Source organism: Streptomyces sp. MBT65, assembly GCF_016612545.1.
Lineage (GTDB): Bacteria > Actinomycetota > Actinomycetes > Streptomycetales > Streptomycetaceae > Streptomyces.
The window spans coordinates 16861-36389 of the sequence record NZ_JAENRY010000010.1; the positions used below are offsets into that span (position 1 = coordinate 16861).

Annotated in this window: 16 protein-coding genes and 1 pseudogene; 6 read left to right on the forward strand and 11 right to left on the reverse strand. The window is 69.2% G+C overall.

Annotated features, from left to right (window positions below):
- Positions 1 to 27 precede the first annotated feature (27 nt).
- From JHN63_RS04320 to JHN63_RS04340, 5 genes and pseudogenes are all read right to left on the reverse strand, one after another.
- Entirely contained in the window at positions 28 to 870 is an 843-nt protein-coding gene (locus JHN63_RS04320) for an ABC transporter permease (protein ID WP_200677317.1), read from the reverse strand.
- Positions 867 to 1781 (reverse strand): ATP-binding cassette domain-containing protein, encoded by a 915-nt coding sequence (locus JHN63_RS04325; protein WP_200677318.1) that lies wholly within the window; start codon positions 1779 to 1781, stop codon positions 867 to 869. The genes JHN63_RS04320 and JHN63_RS04325 overlap by 4 nt, the downstream gene beginning before the upstream one ends.
- A 334-nt stretch (positions 1782 to 2115) precedes the next feature.
- A pseudogene (locus JHN63_RS04330) lies at positions 2116 to 2463 on the reverse strand (ATP-binding cassette domain-containing protein); the annotation flags it as partial.
- A 248-nt stretch (positions 2464 to 2711) separates the two neighbouring features.
- On the reverse strand, positions 2712 to 2879 hold the full coding sequence (locus tag JHN63_RS04335) for a hypothetical protein (RefSeq protein ID WP_200677320.1): 168 nt from the start codon (positions 2877 to 2879) through the stop codon (positions 2712 to 2714).
- Between the two features lie 202 nt (positions 2880 to 3081).
- The gene (locus tag JHN63_RS04340) at positions 3082 to 3369 is read right to left on the reverse strand and encodes a hypothetical protein (protein ID WP_200677321.1); all 288 of its coding nucleotides are present in this window, start codon (positions 3367 to 3369) and stop codon (positions 3082 to 3084) included.
- A 148-nt stretch (positions 3370 to 3517) separates the two neighbouring features.
- On the opposite strand from JHN63_RS04340, the gene JHN63_RS52395 reads away from it, so the two are divergent.
- From JHN63_RS52395 to JHN63_RS04350, 3 genes are all read left to right on the forward strand, one after another.
- The gene (locus JHN63_RS52395) at positions 3518 to 3766 is read left to right on the forward strand and encodes a hypothetical protein (RefSeq protein WP_234476125.1); all 249 of its coding nucleotides are present in this window, start codon (positions 3518 to 3520) and stop codon (positions 3764 to 3766) included.
- Positions 3767 to 3790: 24 nt separating this feature from the next.
- Positions 3791 to 4159, forward strand: coding sequence for a hypothetical protein (locus JHN63_RS52400; protein WP_234476126.1), 369 nt, complete (start codon positions 3791 to 3793; stop codon positions 4157 to 4159).
- 175 nt (positions 4160 to 4334) lie between these two features.
- Entirely contained in the window at positions 4335 to 4484 is a 150-nt protein-coding gene (locus tag JHN63_RS04350) for a hypothetical protein (RefSeq protein ID WP_200677322.1), read from the forward strand.
- A gap of 93 nt (positions 4485 to 4577) precedes the next feature.
- Here the strand turns inward: JHN63_RS04350 and JHN63_RS04355 are convergent, their stop codons facing one another.
- Positions 4578 to 6914: a Tat pathway signal sequence domain protein gene (locus JHN63_RS04355; protein WP_200677348.1), complete on the reverse strand. Its 2337-nt coding sequence runs from the start codon at positions 6912 to 6914 to the stop codon at positions 4578 to 4580.
- A gap of 402 nt (positions 6915 to 7316) precedes the next feature.
- Between JHN63_RS04355 and JHN63_RS04360 the strand changes: the two genes are divergently transcribed.
- Positions 7317 to 7997, forward strand: a complete 681-nt coding sequence (locus tag JHN63_RS04360; protein WP_200677323.1) for a polysaccharide lyase family 7 protein — start codon at positions 7317 to 7319, stop codon at positions 7995 to 7997.
- A gap of 24 nt (positions 7998 to 8021) precedes the next feature.
- Here JHN63_RS04360 and JHN63_RS04365 read toward each other — a convergent pair whose 3' ends face one another.
- Positions 8022 to 10250: an NEW3 domain-containing protein gene (locus tag JHN63_RS04365; RefSeq protein WP_200677324.1), complete on the reverse strand. Its 2229-nt coding sequence runs from the start codon at positions 10248 to 10250 to the stop codon at positions 8022 to 8024.
- A 564-nt stretch (positions 10251 to 10814) separates the two neighbouring features.
- Here JHN63_RS04365 and JHN63_RS04370 point away from each other — a divergent pair.
- Entirely contained in the window at positions 10815 to 12836 is a 2022-nt protein-coding gene (locus JHN63_RS04370; RefSeq protein ID WP_200677325.1) for an NB-ARC domain-containing protein, read from the forward strand.
- On the opposite strand, the gene JHN63_RS04375 is transcribed toward JHN63_RS04370, so the two are convergent.
- On the reverse strand, positions 12770 to 13969 hold the full coding sequence (locus tag JHN63_RS04375) for a class I SAM-dependent methyltransferase (RefSeq protein WP_200677326.1): 1200 nt from the start codon (positions 13967 to 13969) through the stop codon (positions 12770 to 12772). The two genes, JHN63_RS04370 and JHN63_RS04375, sit on opposite strands and share 67 nt — an antisense overlap.
- A 293-nt stretch (positions 13970 to 14262) precedes the next feature.
- Between JHN63_RS04375 and JHN63_RS04380 the strand changes: the two genes are divergently transcribed.
- Positions 14263 to 15117: an alpha/beta fold hydrolase gene (locus JHN63_RS04380; RefSeq protein ID WP_200677327.1), complete on the forward strand. Its 855-nt coding sequence runs from the start codon at positions 14263 to 14265 to the stop codon at positions 15115 to 15117.
- A gap of 148 nt (positions 15118 to 15265) precedes the next feature.
- Here JHN63_RS04380 and JHN63_RS04385 read toward each other — a convergent pair whose 3' ends face one another.
- Genes JHN63_RS04385 through JHN63_RS04395 form a run of 3 tightly spaced genes read right to left on the reverse strand, consistent with a single transcriptional unit; the run spans position 15266 to position 19477 of the window.
- Positions 15266 to 15910 carry a LysE family translocator gene (locus JHN63_RS04385; protein WP_307781813.1) on the reverse strand — a complete coding sequence of 215 codons (645 nt, stop codon included), beginning with the start codon at positions 15908 to 15910 and terminating at the stop codon, positions 15266 to 15268.
- Complete coding sequence (locus JHN63_RS04390) at positions 15907 to 17727, reverse strand: L-aspartate oxidase (RefSeq protein WP_200677328.1); 1821 nt, start codon at positions 17725 to 17727, stop codon at positions 15907 to 15909. The genes JHN63_RS04385 and JHN63_RS04390 overlap by 4 nt, the downstream gene beginning before the upstream one ends.
- Before the next feature lie 55 nt (positions 17728 to 17782).
- On the reverse strand, positions 17783 to 19477 hold the full coding sequence (locus tag JHN63_RS04395) for a radical SAM protein (protein ID WP_200677329.1): 1695 nt from the start codon (positions 19475 to 19477) through the stop codon (positions 17783 to 17785).
- Positions 19478 to 19529: the final 52 nt, after the last annotated feature.

Sequence of the window (19529 nt, forward strand, 5' to 3'; positions counted from 1 at the left end):
CGGTCGACCCGCCTTCACTCGCGCTCCCTACACGTCACGGCGACGCAGCAGGGCCGCGGCGCTCACGAGCGCCCCCACCGTCCAGGCGAGGAGGACGGACAGCCCGGTGCCGGGACTGAGGGTGTGGTCCTGATGAAGGCTCGTGATGAAGCTTTCCCCGGCGTTGCTGGGCAGGTATTCCGCCACGTCCTTGCCCCAGTTTCCCAGCAGCTCGCCGAAGATGATCGGCACGACCAGGATCAGGCCCAGGAAGGTGACCAGTGCGCCCGGCGTGTTGCGTACGAGCCAGCCCACCGCACCGCCGAGCACTCCGATGAGCGTCAGGTACAGGGCGGTGCCGAAGACCGCCCGGGGCACACCGGGATCGGTCAGGGAATATCCGGCGCGGTAGTGCGAGAGCAACCCCTGCGAAGACAGGAAGGCCACGAGGACCGCCACGGTCATGGCCACCCCGACCACGGCGACGAACACCATCGCCTTGGCCCATACAGTGGGCAGCCGCGTGGGTATTGCCGCGAACGTCGAGCGGATCATGCCCGTGCTGTACTCACCCGAGACCACCAGTACCCCGAGCGAGCCGATCAGCAGCTGGGCCAGGAGAAAGCCCTGCATCGTCGACGACGGAGCGAGATCCTCCGGTTGGATACTGGGCGTCACATGCCTGGTGTTCCAGGCGACGATGAGCCCGATGCCCGTCAGAGCGACCACGGCCGCCGCCAGAATGACCCAACTCGACCTCAGCGTACGTAACTTGATCCACTCCGAGACCACCGCACGCGGCACGGACACGGGTTCGCTGTGCACCTCCGAGCGCACAGGCCCCGCCGCCTGTCCGGCACCCGCCTCGCCGGCCAGCGTTCCCACGCTCATGCCGCCTCCTTCGCACGGTACTCCACGGAGTCCTCGGTGAGCGCCATGTAAGCCTCCTCCAACGACCCCGTCCGGGGGGCCAGTTCGTACAGGGTGACCTCGGCCTTGCGCGCCACCGTCCCTATGTCGTCGCTGGTCAGTCCTTCGACCTCGAAGGTCCCGGACTCACCCGCGTCGTGCACGATCGCGCCCTCGCGCGCCAGGAGTTCGCTAAGGGTGCCTGCCTCAGGCGATCGCACCCGAACCCGCTCGGCGCCCGAGTCGGCGATGAAGGAGGCCATCGACTGGTCACGCAGCAGTCGGCCGCGCCCCATCACGATCACATGATCGGCGGTCACAGCCATCTCGCTCATCAGATGGGACGACAGCAAGACCGTCCGTCCTTCGGCGGCGAGTTCCCGCAGCAGGAAGCGGATCCAGCGGATCCCGTCGGGATCGAGACCATTGACCGGTTCATCGAGGATGAGGATCTCCGGATCGGCCAGGAGGGCCGACGCGATGCCCAGCCGCTGCCCCATGCCGAGCGAGAAACGGCCGGCGCGTCGGCCGGCGGCCTCCTCGAGCCCCACGATGCCCAGGACCTCGTCCACCCGCTGCCGGCCGATCCCGGCGGTCGCGGCCTGGGCGAGCAGGTGACCGCGGGCCGACCTGCCGGGGTGGATGGCGCGTGCCTCCAGAAGCGCGCCCACCGCCTTCAGCGGCCGTTCGTGCCGGCTGAAATGGCGCCCGTTCACGGTCACCGTTCCCGAGGTCGGGGCGTCCATTCCCATGATCAACCGCATGGTTGTGGACTTGCCGGCCCCGTTGGGCCCCAGAAAGCCGGTGACAACGCCCGGCCGAACCGTAAAGGTCAGGTCCTGCACTGCCGCCTTGTCGCCATATCGCTTGGTCAGTGCCTCAGCTTCAATCATGCAATCCTCCGTGGCGCGGTTTCCTGCACGCTATCCACGGGGCCGGTCACTGCACGTCCCCCACCTGGCGCGACTTCCGCGCTCTGGACCTCATCCGGTCGGACGAGCCGCATACTCCAGTGGTAGAAGGCCAGCCAGACTTCGTCGCCGACAGCCGTCTCGGCCTACGCAAAACCCTGACTGTCCATCCCCTGGGTCAGAGCCCGGTCCCGGCCTTCGAATCAAGACTGGCAAGCTCATCGCGCTCGCCGTGGCGTGAGGGGGAGCGGTGCAGGGACGGCAGTCGTCCGACACGACCACCGAACTCCGACCGGCGTGGGTACGACGCCCACCAGGCTTCCGGCACGAGGCCGTCGTCGAAGAAGACGAGCTCATCGGCGACCTCGCGGGCGAGAGACAGTGCGTGGGTGACCACGAGCGCCGTCACGCCGTCGGCGGCGACGGCGCGCATGACGTCCAGGACCTCGCCGACGAGTTCCGGGCCGAGCGCCGATGTCGGCTCGTCGCACAACATCAGCTTGGGCCGCATGGCCAGGGCGCGGGCGATGGCGACTCTCTGCTGACGGCCGCCGGACAGACGGGCGGGGCAGGCGTCCCGCCGGTCGGCCAGGCCGACCCAGTCCAGCAGCGCCATCGCCCCCTCGGTGGTCTCGGCCCGGGATCGCCCCGCGCCGACCGGCGACGGCCACCGCAGCCCCTGTCCTTGACCTTTCCGGTCCGGACACATCCGTCGTCCCCGCCCACCGAATCGTCGACGGCGACACCGGCCCGGCCGCCCGCTGATCCCGATGAAGACCGACCGGCGCGTCACCCACCGCACGATCCATTGGCCCGCGTTCCCCGACACCTTTCGGGAGAAGATGCGGCTGACGTCCTCGGCCTCGGTCAACGGCGACCTGCCGTCGGCGTTCCTGCGCGAGCGCCGCTCGATCACCGCCCCTGTGACCGGCTGGGACCGGCTGACGGGACGTGCTGCCGGCGCAGGAGCATCCCTGCTGGCCGCCACAGGGCGATGGCCAGGCCGAGGCCGAGCGGGATCTGCAGGAACTGCTGGATCACCGGCGGCCCGGGCTCGTCCCCCACGCCTGAGCGGGGCACGGCCCTGGGGATCGACGGTCACCGTGTAAGTGCCGCCCACCACCTACTTCCAGCCTATGAGCGCGTTCACTTCGAACGGAGCAAGCGGTGGGCCGTCGAGGACGGTGACTGTGCAGAGGCGCGCGCTGTCACCTATGCCGTCGCCTGCGGACCACTGAATCCGTCGGACCCTGACGTGTTCGGTACGCCCGCGCTGGTGCAGTCACTGCTGATCCAGCTCCTTGTTCTGGAGGAACAGCACCCCGACGACGCACACCGCGCACAGCAGCCACCGGAGGTCCAAGTACCAACACGAGCACAGGAGTACGCAGCCGAGGAGGATCGCCAGCGCGCACAACGCGTCGATCCACTGGGCATACGCGACGAAGGCCGTGCGCACGATCAAACGCACGATCGCCCACAGCACCACCGCAGCGCCCGTGCTCGCGGCGCCCACCAGCGCCCGCCGCCCCACGCTTGTCCGCCCTGCGCCTGCTTCCTCCGCGCTCACCCTCACCCCTGCTCTCGACGAATCCGCCGACCTGGTGGTGCACGCACTCAATGTATGGATTGTTGAACGATCCTTCAATAGAATGGCTCAACATCCTGTCCTCTGGTTCGCGGACGCGGAACGGCAACCAACCGGAGGGCAGCAGGAGATGAGCTGGTATCAGTTCGAACAGGTCGACGACCTCGGGCGGATCCTGTTCTGCGACGACCCCGCGCTGCAGCTCGAGTGCGTGCTGGGGGGCCTGGAGACCGCGCAAGGCACAGTCACCCTCGATCCCGCACAGACACCCCGCCTGCCCACCGATCTCTTCGAGTTCAGGCATGCCCGGGGCATGGGCTACTTCGGGTACGTCGTGCCGAAGAGAGCCTCGCTCGACGAGATACCCGAGGAGCCGTAGATCGAAGGCGCCATCCTGTTCGGCATGAGGCGCCTACCGCCCGACGTCTACTGCGACCTGCCCTGGATCCCCGGATGGGAGCTGCACGAGATACCCGATGAACAGCCAAAACTGGCGCAGTGCTACGGATACACGTACTCCCGGCTGGAACTGCGGACGCCCGACGGCGAGATCTACTCCCGGACCTGGGTCCCGCACGACCCCGAGTGGACGGCCGCCGCCCGGCGTCACGGCTACGTCGTGTGCCTGTGCGGCGTAGAACTGGGGATCCGCGCACCGTACGCGACGACGGACGGCAAGCACACCCCGCACATGCGCTACGAGGCCTTCCGCCGCGGATGCGCGCTGGGCCTGACCGTCGGCGGGCTCGTCGCCTCCGTCGACCACCGGTGACACACAACACTGAACCGGCATCCATCGAGTACGAACCGGCCGTGACCCGGCGTCCGAGCGGACCCTGCGGACGAGACGGTTCATCGGCAGCAGGCACCTCACCGTGCGCCTCGCCCCGGCGTGCGCACGCGGCTGCTCACTTCAACTGCGCCCGCACGAACCGGCCGATCGCATTGTGGCCGAGGCCCAGGTGTCCGGTACCGGCGACTGGCAGATGGGGTCCTTGCCTCTCAAACACAAGGTCACCGGATCGCACGACCTCTACGTCGTGGTGAAGGGCGCCGGCCGGGTGGCCGCGCTGGACCGGCTGACCATCAGACCCTGACCAGCGGTGCGGGAACGCGTGCGGATCGCCGGCTCCGGGGCAGGCCCCATGGACCGCCTCGGAGCCGGTGACGGGCTCGCGCTGCCGTGTCCCCTACGGCAGCCCCCAGGGCGCCCCCGACTCACTGACGGCAACGGGCGCGATGACGAGATCGGGACGGGAACCGGCGTGGACCAGCACCTCACGGCCTCGGGGAAGGTCGATGGCGAGGGTGCCGTCGCCCAGTTCGTGGGTGTGGGCGGGAGTGCCGTCGTCCAGGAGGACGGTGAGGGTCCCGGCGAGGCCGTGCCGGAGCTTGAGCGGCTCCCCCGCCAGGCTCCTGATCCTGATGAACCGGGTCACCCCGGCCTTTCGCACGGCGCTGACCAGGAAGGCGCCCTGGGTGCGGAAGTCGTGCAGCGTGGCGTCCGCCCAGGAGGACGGGACGGCCGGGAAGACACGGATCACGCCACCCCAGCTCTGGCAGAACATGTCGTGCAGGGACTGCGAGGCGGACAGCGGCGTCTCGATGACCGGACCGGCCTCGGTGTAGTGCGTGTTGGCACGGCAGGGGTAGCGCGTGGTGGGATCGAAGAACTTCCGCAGGTACGTGATCGCGGTGTCCCCGTCACCGGTCATCGCGTACATGGAGGCGGCCCCGGTGTAGCTGTAGCCCCGGTGGGCGCCGGTCAGCGCGTGCCAGTGGGTCACCGACTTCGCGATCAGGTCGCGGCTGCCGGGCTGGTCCCAGTTCACGAGATACAGCGGATACACCATCAGCAGGTGCGAGTAGTGGCGGTGGGACTGCGCGTACGGGGTGTCGGCGCCGATCATGAAGCCGTTGTCGTCGACCGGGTACGGCGTGAGCCTGGCCAGCGTCTCCTGCCACCGTGGAATCAACTCGTCGTCGACTGCCAGCAGTTCGGCGGACTCGATGAGCGTCTGGCAGCCCCATCGGATCAGGGCCAGGTCGTAGTTCGTGTCCTGGGGCGGCACGACGGGGTATTCGGGCGAGAGCGTGCTGGGCAGGTGGAGCCTGCCGTCGCTGCCCGGGGTGAGGAAGTGCAGGTAGTAGTTGATCGCCCGGCGCAGCACGGGATAGATCGTGTCGCGCAGCAGCGCCTTGTCCATGGAGTGCCGGTAGGACAGCCACACGTTGTGCAGCGCCCAGGTGAGGTCGCCGGTCTCGGCGCCCGTTCCCGGTCGGCCCACTTCACGGTTGGCGAACATGTCGGAGCTGCGGCCGATGCCGGAGCTGTCCGCCCGGTAGGCGGTGGGCACGTTGGCGGCGAGCTGTTCCTGGTTCTGCCGCAGGGTGGTGGCGAGCGCGTCCAACTCCGGGTGGTTGAAGCCGTGGATGAGCCAGTACTCCAACTGCACGTTGAGGTTCCACCAGACCGCGGGCCAGGGCGTGGGCTCCAGCCACGGCCCGGAGGTGGCCATGACGGGTCCGCCGGAGCGGCTGGCGGAGGCGACCTTGTAGAGCTGGATCCAGTGGAAGCTCTGCAGGCGCTGGTCGGGGAACGAGACGAAGCTCTTGCGGTAGAACGCGTGCCACCACCGGGTGTGCCGTCGCCTGAGGGTGCTGTACGAGGCCGCGCGCCGGAGATTGCGCAACGAAGCGGCCTCGGCTGCGGTGTCGGAGGGCGAGCTGTGTCCGACGCTGAGCAGCAGGTCGTGGCCGTTGCGGCGGTAGGCGGTGGCGGTCTGGCCGCCGGTGAGGGGCTGGAGCACCTGCTGGGTGCCGTCGGCCGAAGTCCGGGTGGTCCAGGGCGGGTTGACGGTGTAGCCCGCGGGCGGAGCTTCGCTGATGCGCCGGGGGCTGAGTGCTTCCTCGGGGTGGAAGGTCCAGGTGACCCGTTCGTCGCCGGCCGCCGTCACACGGGCGGCGAAGACCTCGTCGTGGATGAGGGCGGAGAGGGTGAGCGTGCCCGCGGTGGTGGTGACGGTACCGGTGAGCTCGGCGTTCCACAGGCTCAGCCGCCAGTCGACGGAGGTGATGGTGCCGACCGGTTCGAGTGTGAGGTGGCCGACCGGCAGCCGGCAGGTGCCCCAGCCGCTGCCGAACTCGGGCCGGTGGTCCTGGACCCGGCCGTGCTGAACGGTGAAGCGGATCTGGTTGGCGCCCGGCTCCTGGTACACCATGCTGCCGAGCTGGCCGTCCCCCAGGAACGGTCCCTCGTGCCAGAGGGTGGGCAGTCTGCTCCACAACAGGTCCTGGCCCCGCAAAAACTCTTCCCAGGCTCCGTCGGCACGCATGGTGTCACGGAGTTTCCAAGGACTCCTCCGGGCCCGGGCCGCCGGCACGACGTCGGCCGCCCCCTCCGCTCGTAGCGGCTCGTCGGCGTGGGCCGTCCCGCCGGGCAGGGCCGCGGCCGCGGCTCCTCCCAACGCGGTGCCGAGTAAGACTCTGCGAGGCAGTGGCGAGTGCTTCCCCGGCTGCGAGGTCATCATCGTCCTCCAGAACTGGCGGTCAGTGATACATCGGGTGTATCGAGGAACCTAGGCATGCCTCTGGCGCCTGTCAATGACCGCAACCGATGGCCCTTCCTACCGAACGAGCTTCTAACTCCGGCCACTTGGGAAGAAGCGCATGCATCCACGACCCCACCCCAAGTTCTTGACTCATCCGATGTATTGCGGTTTCCTGCGTTCGCGTTCCGCACCGCTCGTTCCGCATCCGGCCCACGGCTGACCCCCACCAGAAGGACGGCGCCCCATGCGCACAGCACGGGCAGCGTCGTCGCGCTGGACGACTCGATCACCGACGGGTACGGACATCCGTCCCGGACGCCGACCCACAGGCGACGGCCGCCAGGATCAACCTCCACTCCCCCACCGAAAGGACACCCCATGAACAGGAGATCACTCTTACGGGCCGGCGCCGGCCTGCTGGCCGGCGGCGCCGCGCTCACCCTGCCGCCGGCCTCGCTCGCCGAAGCGGCGCCGGCCGTCTCCCCGACCGACGGCTGGACACAGACCTCGTTCACGTACAGCTGGCAGAAGCCCTGGGACCTGGACCTCAGCGAGCGGCACAGCTACAGCGACGGCGTCCACAGCATGTGGGTGTACGCCACCGACGAGCCGTTCGAGGAGGGCAGTTCCACCGACCCGCGCACGGAGATGCGCTGGAAGATCGACTACACCACGGGCAATCACCTGTGGGACGCCGACGTCCGGCTCCCGTCCGGCACGGACGGCGCCTCCTTCGTCCAGATCCTGCGCAGCGTCCACCCCTCGGACACCCCTGCCACCGACATCATGCTCAACGTCTACGACACGGGCGGGGGCACCGTACGTCGCTACGACGGCACGGTGCTGAAGACAGGCGCCTACGACACCTGGTTCAACGTGAAGATCGCCCACCAGGCGAGCAGCGGGACCGGAACGATCAAGGTCTACTTCGACGACTCTCTCGTCCTGACCGTCGCCGATCGGGGTCCCGCCACCCGCTACTTCAAGAACGGCGTGTACGACCACGGTTCCGGCCGTGCGGAGGCACGCTTCCGCAACCTCCGCTACTGGACGAAGTGACCGCCCGGCCGGGACCGCGGGCCGTCAACCGCTGGTCGTGAAGTCGGTGAACTCGTCTTCGCTCGGGTAACCCGGGTTGGCGGCGGTGCCGAAGAGGCCGACGTCCTGGGCAGGGGCGGCGGAGGGAACGTCCGCGGTGCTCAGTCGGGTCCAGTCGGTGCCGTCGGTGGAGTAGTAGCCGGTGAACGTGGTGCCGGAGCGGACCAGCCGGACCCAACTGGGCAGCACGGGCTTGCCGACGCCGGAGCCGTTGGGTGCGGTGCCGGCGTCGAGCCGTCCGTCGCCATCGGCGTCCCACTGCATGAAGTAGCCCTTCTTCGCGCTCACACCCACGGTCACGAAGCCGGGCGAACCGCTCGCGCCGGTGATGTCGTTGCGCACCATGATTCCGGTCTTGGCCCCGGAGTTCTGGTACCGCTGCCAGGTGACACGAACCGTCGTGACGGAGCCGTCGTGTTCCGCGCCGGCGGCGTAGAGCGCGCCGTATTCGTTCTTCGGTCCGTAGACGCCGGCGCCGGCCGCGCGAATGCCGAGGGCGGAGCCGACCTGTGAGAAGTCCGCGGGCTCCGGGGAGGAGGAGAAGGTGTGGAGCGGGGCGCGAACGGGCTCGTCGAGCAGAACGGACGTGTGCCCGCGGGCCGAGCCGGTGGCCCGTGCCCCGCGGCCGGCGTTCCAGTGGAAGCGGGCGTAGCCGTCGAGCCGGACCGTCGGGAAGAGCTGGGTGATGGACGCCGGTGGCGTGACCCGGTAGGCGGCGCGCACCGTCGCGCCGGGCGCGACGGCGGCGAAGGAGGTGGGTGAGACGGGGGTGGCCGTCCAGCCCTTCGGGACGGGCAGGGCCACGTGGACACCGGTCGCGACGACGGTGCCCCAGTTGGTGAAGTCCGCGTTGACGGTTGCCTGTTGACCGGTCCCCAGGGTGTCGGGGGCGGTCACGGTGAGGCCGGTCTGCGGTCGCCCCGACGTCTTGCCCGCGGCCCAAGGACGTATCCGGAACAGCGCCGCGCCGTGCACGGGGACCGAGGCGGCGACGGTGGCACCGGAGGACCGGGTGACCTCGTGCGTCCACAGGTTGTCGAGACGGTACGAGGAGGACGCGGGCAGGCCGGCCGTCGCCGCGGCCACGGAGACGGTCTGTGCGACGGACCCGGTGTTGAACAGCCCCAGGATCACATCACCGTTCGGCTCCGTCTTCGCGAAGACCTGGGCGGTCGCGCTCCTGCTCACCCGGGAGGCATTGACGCTGTCCTGGTCCACGGCGATCACGTCGCGATTCGCCAGCAGCCTCAGATCGGCGGCGTCGAGCCTGGTCAGGTCCGTACCGAGGAGCAAGGGGGAGGACGCCAGCGACCACAGGCTCAGCTGGCTCTGCCGCTCGTCGGGGGTCAACCCGCCGTCGCTCCCGTTGCCGACCTCGATCGAGTCGTAGTCGTTGAACGCGCCGGAACCGCCGAACGGTTGCCAGGCCGCGACCTGGTCGAACCGGGCCGACGTCCGCTGCCAACTGGTCAACGGGGTACTGGATCCGTTGACGCCGCAATAGCACTCGATGTCGCCGCCGGTGCGCCAGCCGTTGCTCGTGGCCTGCCAGGTGGCGGCGTCGGCGATACTCAGCGAGTTGGAGAGCTCAAGGTGCATCGGACGGCCGGTGGCGAGGATCGCCTGGTGCCACGCCCGCATCTCGGGACGGTTGTCCGCGGGGACAAGACCGCCGCCGGGGCCGACGAAGTCCATCTTGATGTAGTCGACGCCCCAGGAGGCGAACAGGTCGGCGTAGCCCCGCACGTACTCCTCCGCGCCGGGCTTGCCGAAGTCGATGCGGTAGGAGTCGTCGTGGGTGTTGCCGGGCTGTGTCGGGTCCGCGATGTCCTGCATGTGGTACGCGGTGCCCTGGACCGGCAGGTTCTTCTGGTACGCCTCGATCGGGATGCCCGGCGTGAGATAGATGCCGAACTTGAGCCCCAGGCGGTGCAGATACGCGGCGAGGGCGGGGATTCCCTCGGGAAAACGAGTGGTGTCCCAGGCGTTTCGCCCGTAGCCGTCCAGGTGGTCGGACCAGCCGGCGTCGATGTTGATGTAGCGGTAGCCGTAGCGCCACAGCTTGTCGCGCATGACCCGCGCCTGAGCCTTGATCCCGTCCTGGGTCAGGCCACTGCCTTCGCGCAGCGCGCTCCAACTGCTCCAGCCCATGGGCGGTGCGGACGAGACGGGCGCGGTGACGCCCGTCGGGGCCACGGGTGCGGGCGCGGCCACCGCGGGCGACACTCCCGCCGCGAGCCCGAGAAGAAGTAATAGAGACAGCAGACATCTGATCAATCTGGCATGCATCGAGCGACTCCTCAGATTGGCCAACGGCAACTTGCCTTGTCCTTACCGGTAGAACCGCACATGTTCTATGCGCGATCCACTGCCACGTCAACACATTCATCCGATGAATCACTAAGCGGAGTCCCGCAGACCCACTTCGCACACCACGCGGCTCCGGTCGCCTCCCCCACGCCGACCCGGCACCGACATCTCCGATGCGCGCCGCGTACGAACCCGTCCCGGAGCGGATCACCCTCCGGAAATCCGTGCCCCTCCGCCTCCGCTCAGCAGCTGCCGGACTGCCCCCACTCCCGGCGAGCGCCCACCCCCGCACACCGCCGACAGCCCGCCGAATCGATACACCCACCACCGCACTTCACCCCGTCGGCCACAGGAACCGTCCGATCGAACAGCTGCCAATCTCGATCAGTTATGACCGTTTCCGATGAGAGGGTTTGGCCCCTCGCCGGGGCCGTGCAGGATGGGACCGTGTCAGGCAACCTCCCAGTCATGACGACCAGCTTTGTCGGCCGCGAAAGCGAACTCGACACAGTCAGAACGGCGTTGGCCCAGCGGCGCTGCGTCACGCTCACCGGTGGTGGCGGTGTCGGCAAGAGCCGGCTGGCGCTGCGCGTCGCGGAGCAGCTCCGGGACCGGTACGCCGACGGGGTCTGGTGGGTGGACCTGTCCAACCTCTACGACGACCGGTTGTTCACCGCCACGGTCTGCGACGCGGTCGACCTGCTGGACCACAATCCGCGCGCCCCGGTCGAGGCGCTGTGCGAGTGGCTGACCGGTCGCCAGGTGCTGCTCGTCTTCGACTGCTGCGAGCGCGTGCTGGCCTCCTGCCTGCTCCTGGTGAGTGAACTCCTCGCCGCCGCGCCTCAGTTGACCGTTCTCGCCACCAGCAGGCAGGCCATCGGGGTCCGGGGCGAGCACCGTATCGAGGTGTCCCCGCTCTCCATGGACGACGAGGGCGGCAGCGGAGACGCCGTACGCCTGTTCCGCGAGCGCTGTGCCACGGCCGCCCCCGCGGTGTCCCTCGACTCCCCCGACTCGGCCGAGGCCGCCCTCGCCATCTGCCGCCGTCTGGAGGGGATCCCGCTCGCCGTCGAACTCGCCTGCGCGCGCCTGCGGGAGAGCAGCCTCACGGAGATCGCCGAGCGGCTCGGCTCGCGGCTCGACACGCTCGTGGACGAGACCGTGTGGCCGAGGCGGCACCGAGCCCTTCGTACGGCGATCGGCTGGAGCCATGAACTGTGCTCCCCGCTCGAGCGGTTGCTGTGGGCCAGGCTCTCCGTCTTCCGCGGCCCCCTGGAGACGGCCGACGCGCAGTCCGTCTGCGCGGGCGGCCCGCTCGACGCCGACGACATCCCCCGACTTCTGGAGCGGCTGGTCGACCAGTCGGTCCTCCAACAGGTGGGCACTCGCTTCCGGATGCTCGACACGCTCTGCGAGTACGGCGCCATGTGGCTCACGGAACTCGGTGAGAGGGACACCCTGGCCCGGCTCCATGCGGCGCACTTCGCCGACATGCTGGCCGACGCCGAGGCCGGCTGGCTCAGTGAGCGGCAGGTCGCCTGGTACGCGCGGATCGCGGCGACCCACGCCGACGTACGCGCCGCGCTCGACCACCTCATCGAGACGGATCCCGACGCCGCCGTCGAAATGGCCGGTCGTACGGGCCTGTTCTGGCCCTGTTGCGGGCACCTGCACGAATCCCGCGACTATCTCGAACGCGTCCTCGCCCTCGACACCCCCGCGGGTCCGTCCCGCACCCGCGCGCTCTGGGCCCTCGGGATCACGCTCACCCTCCAGGGCGACCACGGCACCGCCCTGCGTATCGGGGAGGAGTGCACGGAGGCGGCGCGCGAGGACGGCACACCGCAGTCCGAGCTGTTCGCCGCCCACACCCTCGGCCTCACCCACCTGATGGCCGGCCGTCCCCAGGACGCGTTCGACGTGAGCGACCACGCCCTGATCACCCACGGCACGTCACCGCCGTCGGGCGCGCCCCAGCTCTGCTGCATGGTGATCAGGGCCTTCGCCCACTCCGCGCTGGGCCGCCTGGCCGAGGCCTACGAGGCGGCCATCGCCCTGCGCCGGCTCAGTGTCCGCTACGGCGAGCACTGGGCGCGGTCGTACGCGTTCCACCAACTCGCCTTCATAGACCTCCTCCAGGGCCGCGCGCACGACGCCGAGCTCCATGCCCGGGCCATGCTCACCAGCAAGCACAACCTCAACGACAACCTCGGGATCGCGCTCGCCCTCGACCTCCTCACCGGGGCGAACGCGGTCCAGGGCAACGGCATCGCGGCCGCGCGCACCTCCGGCACCGGAAACACCTTCTGGCGCATGCTCGGCCACCCGAACCACGGCACACCCGAACTCTCCGAGGTCCGCGACCAATGGGAGCTGCAGGCCCGCAAGTCGGTCGGCGACGACGCCTACGACAAGGCCTTCCATCACGCCCTGAACGACGACGCCGAGCAGGGCCTCGCCCTGGTGATGCAGGGGCCGCTTCCCTCCTGATCGGCCGGGCGCAGCCGCCAGAGGGACGTGGTCTCGGCGCCGCGTGCCGTGTGGAGGGGGTCGGTGACGTCCTGGGAGCGTGGGTGCCGGGGCTTGGTGTCGACCTTGTCCACCACGCGGAGGTGTGCTGCCCGGATGGCGTCGAGCAGGTGCTGACGTGTCCGGAGGCCGAGGTGCTCCGCCAGGTCGGACAGGATGAGCCAGCCCTCGCCGCCCGGCCGGAGGTGGGCCGACAGTCCGGCGAGGAAGCCGTGGAGCATGGTGCCGTCCGGGTCGTAGACGCCTTGCTCGACGGGGCCGGTCGGACGGGCGGGTAGCCAGGGCGGATTGCACACGACGAGGTCGGCGAGACCTTCGGGGAACAGGCCTGGACCCGACACCTCGATACGGTCGGTCAGTCCGAGCCGGTGGGCGTTCTCCCTCGCGCAGGCCAGGGCACGTGGGCTGATGTCGGTGGCCACGACGCGGTCGACTCCGCGGCGGACCAGGACCGCGGCGAGGACACCGGTTCCCGTGCCGAGATCGAACGCGGTACTGGTGGCGGGACGGTGGAGCACCGCCGCCCGCAGGGGCGCACGGGCGACCAGGTCGACGTACTCACCTCTGACCGGCGCGAACACGCCGTAGTGGGGATGGACATGGGCGCCGAGCGCCGGCACGTCGACCCCTTTCACGCGCCACTGGTGAGCGCCGATCACTCCCAGCAGTTCCCGGAGAGACACCGCCATGGGTCCCGTGGGTGGGCCGTAGGCCTCCAGACACGCCTGGCGTATATCGGGCGCCCGGCGCAACGCCAGGGTGTGGTCGTCGTCCAGCGGCACCAGAAGCTTCCCGAGCACCAGGGCACGGTGGCCGCTCCTGCGTCGGTGCAGGTGGAAGGACTCGCTCGGGGAAGTGGCGGACCCGGGCGTTCTACGGTCGATACGGCGGCCCATCGCCAGCAGCAGTTGGCGGGCGTTGTGGAAGTCGCCCTGCCAGATCAGAGCAGTTCCCTCACACGCCTGGCGATAGGCGTCGTCGGCCTTCGTCCGGTCGTCGGCGACGACGGTCCGCCGCGGAAAGGAGGTGTCGTTCTCGGAATGCCAGCGGGCGGACTGCCGGGTGTCGCCCGTGGTCCAGTGGATGGTGGACACCACGTACTCCTCGTTGTCGAAAGTGCAGGGGCCCGAAGAGCACTTCGACGGGGAGCGGGCTGAACCGACGCCTGTGCATCGGACAGGCTTAGGCGTTGAGGCAGGTGGCCGTTACCGCTCTGGCGTCGAAGCGCGAGAGCGGACGTCCCAGACGACCATGCCGAGCATCAGGGCCGGCCCTTTCGGAGGAGTGCAAGCAGAATCGCACAGATACCGCCCGGCAAGGAAACCGAAGGCGACCGGCTCGGCCGACGAAGCGTCATGCTCGGCCGGGGCGCTGGAAGACTGGTGACATGTTCACCGAGGAACTCGTCGCCGTGTCACGGCAACCGCGTGTCGAACTGTTCGTCGCCCGGACGACAGGGCCTTCGCACCGCACGGTGCTGGTGATCCACGGCGGTCCCGACTGGGACCACACCTACCTTCGGGAACCTCTGAGCAAGCTCGCCGGAACACACCGCCTCGTCATGCCCGATCTGCGGGGATGCGGACGCTCCACCCGCGGTCTGTCCGACGACCAGTACACCCCGGACACAGCCGTCGACGACCTGATCATCCTCATGGACACCATCGGGGTGGACCGGGCCGACGTCCTCGGCTTCTCCTACGGCGGACTCCTGGCTCAGCGACTCGCCCTCGCGGCACCCCACCGAGTACGTCGCCTCGTCCTCGCCTCCACCACGGTCGAGGCCGTCCCCGCCGACGCCTTCGACGACTGGCCGGATGCGCTGGAACGTCGCGCAACGGGAGCCCGCGTCTGGTCGAACCCGCACCTGGCCGGACCGGAACTGACCCGCGCGGCAGCCGTCGCGGCCGCACCGGCGAACCTCTGGCGCCACGAGCTGCTCCCCGCCTACCTGCGCCGCTTGGAGTCCGTCCGCTTCTCGGCCGAGTGGCTGAGGCCCCTGCGCGCCGGCATCCTGCCCCAGGCGGTCCTCGAAGACGCCGTGCCCCGTCTCGCAGCCCTCGCTATCCCCATGCTCTTCCTGCACGGCCGGTACGACATGACGTTCCCGGCCCACCTCGTCCAGCGGGCCGCCGGCACGATCCCCTCCGCGGGCGTCAAGATTCTGGAGTCGGCTGGGCACATGGCCCATGTCGACCAACCGGACGCATGGCTCGCGGCCGTATCCCCATTCCTTGACTGAGCTCGGCACCGCTGGCTCGGCCGCGCAAATGACCGCGGCCCGCCATCGTCAACTGTGTCGACGGACAGGCGCAGTTGGGGAATGCCGTCCCTGCCCACGCACCGTTCCGACCCGTCTCCCGGCCCGCTGCGAAGAACAGCCGTCGCCCTCAAGCCGCGGCCCCCGGATGCGACTGATCCGTCGCCAGCAGCACCGCGAGTGCAGCGAGAGCGGATCCCGTGATGTACCGCTGTACCCGCAGCCAGGCTGGTCGCGCGGCGAGGAACTCCGACAGGGTTCCCGCGGCCATGATGATGACCAGGTTCGCGCACACGCTCACGGCGACCTGGATGCCGCCGAAGGCGAAGCCCTGGAGCAGTGGGTTGCCCGCGCGGGTGTTCACGAACTGTGGGATCAGCGAGAGGTACAGCAAGGCGATCTTGGGGTTGAGGAGGTTGGTGACCAGCCCCATGGTGAAGAGCCGACGGGTGGAGGTGTCGGCCACCGCGCGCGGGGCGAAGACGGACGCGCCGTCCGATCGGAAGGCCTGGCAGGCCAGCCAGCCCAGATAGGCGGCGCCCACGATCTTGAAGGACGTGTACAGCACGGGGACGGTTCTCAGCACGGCCATCAGGCCGAGGTTCGTCACCACCACGAAGACCAGGGCGCCGACCGCGACGCCGCCCAGCGACACCACCCCGGCGCGGCGGCCCTGGGCGATGCTCCGCGAGACCATGTACATCATGTTCGGCCCCGGAGTGACCACGACCCCGAGGGAGATCGCGGCCACGCTGATCCCGTCGTTCAGGTTCACCGTCGGTGCTCCCCATCACCGTCGCCGTCGTGGGGCCCTGCTTCACCACGACGTACGGGCTTCCAGACGAGTTTCCCGGAGTCGTGCACGACGGCGTTGCCGGTGACGTGGTCGGCCGTCGACGGAAAGTCCTCGCGGTGGTGCGCGCCTCGTGACTCCTCGCGGAGCAGCGCGGACTCGACGATCAGCCGGGAGGCCAGCAGGAGGTTTCCCAGGTCCAGACACGTCTGGACCTGGCCCGCGGCCCTAGGCCCGGAGGCGATGTCCAGTTCCTCCCGGCGCTCGTCCAGCGCCGCGATCGTCTCGGTCATCGCCAGGAGGCCACGGGCCGTACGGATCGGACCGGCCTTCAAGTACATCTCCCGGCGCAGGAGTTGGAGCAGGGCCTCGGGGCAGGCGCCGTCCGGGGAGACGTCCATGCGGTAGGGCCCGGTGACCCGGATGTGCTGTTCCCCCGGCGTTGCCGACGAACCCGTACCGGCACGGACGGCAGCCGCATGACGGCCGGCGATCCGGCCGAAGACGAGGGCTTCCGACAGACCGTTCCCGCCGAGGCGGTTGGCGCCGTGTACGCCGCCCGCGGTCTCGCCCGCGGCGTACAGGCCGGGAATCGTCGTGCGGGCCGTGCTGTCGATCCGGAGTCCGCCCATCAGGAAATGGGCGGTCGGGCGCACGGCGAGGACCGATGCGCCCGCCGCACCGAATCCCGGCCTGATCAGACGGAGACGTTCGTACAGGGCCGGATAGCGCTCCGGTATGACGTGCGCGCAGGCACCGAGATCGAGGTGGACCGTCGCGTCCGGGAATCCGCGGCCCTCCATGATCTCGCGGTACGCACCGCGCGACACCTTGTCCCGGGTGGCCCGTTCGCCCAGCGGGTCGTAGCGCAGCATGAACCGCTCGCCGTCACGGTTGAGGAGGGTCGCGCCGTCGAACCGTACGGCTTCCTCGACCGGCATTCCGTCGTACGTCGGTACGTCCGACGCGAGCCCGGTGGGATGGAACTGGACGTACTCCATGTCGATCGCCTCGGCGCCGGCCCGCAGGCCGAGGGCGAGACCGTCGCACGTCTTGTCCGTGGAGGCGGCCGACGGGGCGTACATCGAGGTGCCGCCGCCGTCCGCGAGGATCACGGCATCCCCGGCGATCTCCAGGATCTCCAGGCTCTCGACGGACAGCGCCTCGAGCCCGCACACCTTGCCGTCGGCGTCGAGCAGGATCTCCGTGGCCCGCAGCCCCGAGCGGACCTCGACACGGCCCTCCTCGACGAGTCCCGCCAGTCGTTCACCGAGCACACGCTGGATGTGGAAGCCGAGCCGGTCCTCCAGGTGGACAGCGCGGGGTGCGCCGTTGCCGCCGAACGGACGGGTGGCGAACTGTCCGTCACTGCCCTTCTCGAAGGCCAGCCCGAGGCCTTCCAGCCATTCCACCAGGCCGTACGCGCCCTGACACAGCGTCCGTACGATGTCCTCGTCGCCCGCGAACGCCCCGCCTGCGAGGGTGTCCTTGATGTGGGCCTCGATGCTGTCGTCCGGCGCGACGGCCGCGTTGAAGGCGTGGGTCTTCCAGGTGCAGCCGCCGGCCGAGGCCCAGCGGTGCCGGGCATGCTCGTAGACGGCCTTCGTGACGAGTACGACGTGTGCGCCCTCGGCGGCGGCCTCGATGGCGGCGGCCAGGCCCGCGCCACCGGCGCCGACGACGATCACACGTGGGGCCCGCGACGCGGGTACGGACCTCGTCCCGGCCGTATGCGCCGTCGTACTCGCCGACTTCACCGATGCCGTCGCGCTCCCGAACGTCGTCCTCTTCGTCTTCATCAGCCCCCGTGCCTTTCTGAAGGTCCCGTGCTCGTGTCGGAGTCGAGTGCTCGTGTCAGAGCTGCGCGCAGATCTCGTCGAGCAGTCGTCGCTCGGCCGCCTCGTCGTCGTCGACTCCGCCGAGCATGTAGCCGCCGAACTTCATGTGTCCGCGCTCCCGGCCGAGCGCGATCACGCCCCGCCCGACATCGGCGATGGCGGCTTCCACGTCCGCGAGTTCGACCTCTGTGTTCTCGCGGACGTACAACTCGGTGAGACGTCGGGCCGGAATGATCTCGCCGTGTGCGGCACGTACTTCGGGGTGAGTGCGGAAACTTTCCCAGTACATCCGCGAGCCCGGGATCACACCGGGTGCCGCGACCGACACCGTGGTGATGGTGTCCCGATAGGTCTCCGCGAGGGAGAGCCAGGAGTCGACCTCTTCGTGGAGTTGTTTCCGGGTGGTACCGGGCAGACCGAGAATTCCCGAGGCGTAGATCTTGTAGTCCAGCTCCTGAGCGAGTTCGAGTGCCTCATAAACCCGGTCGGGCCCTTTGTTGATGCCCTTGGAGTCGCCCTTGAGGAGTTTGGGGTCGAATGCCTCCAAGCCGACGTTCCACGTGCGTACGAAGCCCTGGCACAGCTTGGCCGACTGGAGGAACTCGAAGACCAGGCCGTAGGCGAGGAGGAACCGGTGGTCCCGGAGAACCGGTGAGGCCGCGCAGCGTTCCGCGAGTTCGTCGAGGTAGCCGATGTCTCCGGACCACTGCGCCCGGGAGAAGCCGAGGGTGGAGTCCCCGGCGGCGTAGACATTGGCACCGAGGCCGCCGACCACCTTCTCGAGTGCGGGAACGATCGTGTCGATCCGGGCGAATTTCGGAGTGAGCCCCTGGATCGAGCAGTGCTTGCACCGGCGTCCGGGGCGCGTTCCCCAGGTGCAGCCGGCGTCCAGAGGGAGCGTGACCATGCGTTTCAGGTCGTAGTGATGGGCGTACCAGACGTCGAACGCCTTGTCGTAGTACCGCTCGAGTTGGTCTTCTATGAGTCCGTAGTCGGGGAGGACGCGGCGGTCGAGCGGATACGTGGGGGCCGGTTGATTGACGACCTGAAGGTGGTCGCGATAGGCGAGCGAAGGGACGCGTTTCAGATCGAGTTGGCCCCGTAACGCGTACAGGAGGCCGAGCATGGTGAAGGGGCCGTTGTTGCCCGTGCTGACGAAATCGACGAGCCGGTGACCGTAATGACCGGTGAGGATTTCGCGGTGGAGGATTCCGGCGTGGTCGTTGCCGAACACGACGACCGCGTCGGGGTTCACCCGCTTGATCTCCGCGGCGACGATGAAAGCCCACAGTGCGGTGGCGGTGTAGACGGTGAACGCCGCCACGTCCGGGGGATCCGCGGCGATGGCGGCGCGGACGTCGTCCCACGGGACATGGCTCAAGTCGAGGTATTTCCAGGAGAGTTCGGGGATGTACTGCTCCTGGTAAGTGATCATCTCGACCAGGCCGGAGTGGGGGTAGACCGTCCCCTCGTTCCGATACCGCTCCTGGCCGTCCACGCCGTCCACCAGGGCACCGCCGCCGGAGTGGCCGCCGCGGTGGGCGGAGGTGAGCGGCAGGGCGAAATACCAGACGGACCGGGGAGCGGAGGCGGGGCGAGGACCGGAGCCTAATCGCGGACCCGAACCGGGTCCGGTAGCGCCGGGCGGAGGGAACGTCCACTGGAACCGACCATCGACGCCGACGACTTCCTCGGTCGGCTCCAAGCTCATCTCCACGACGTCTCCCACCGCTGTCGGTACCAGGAGCGCCCCAGCGTCATCG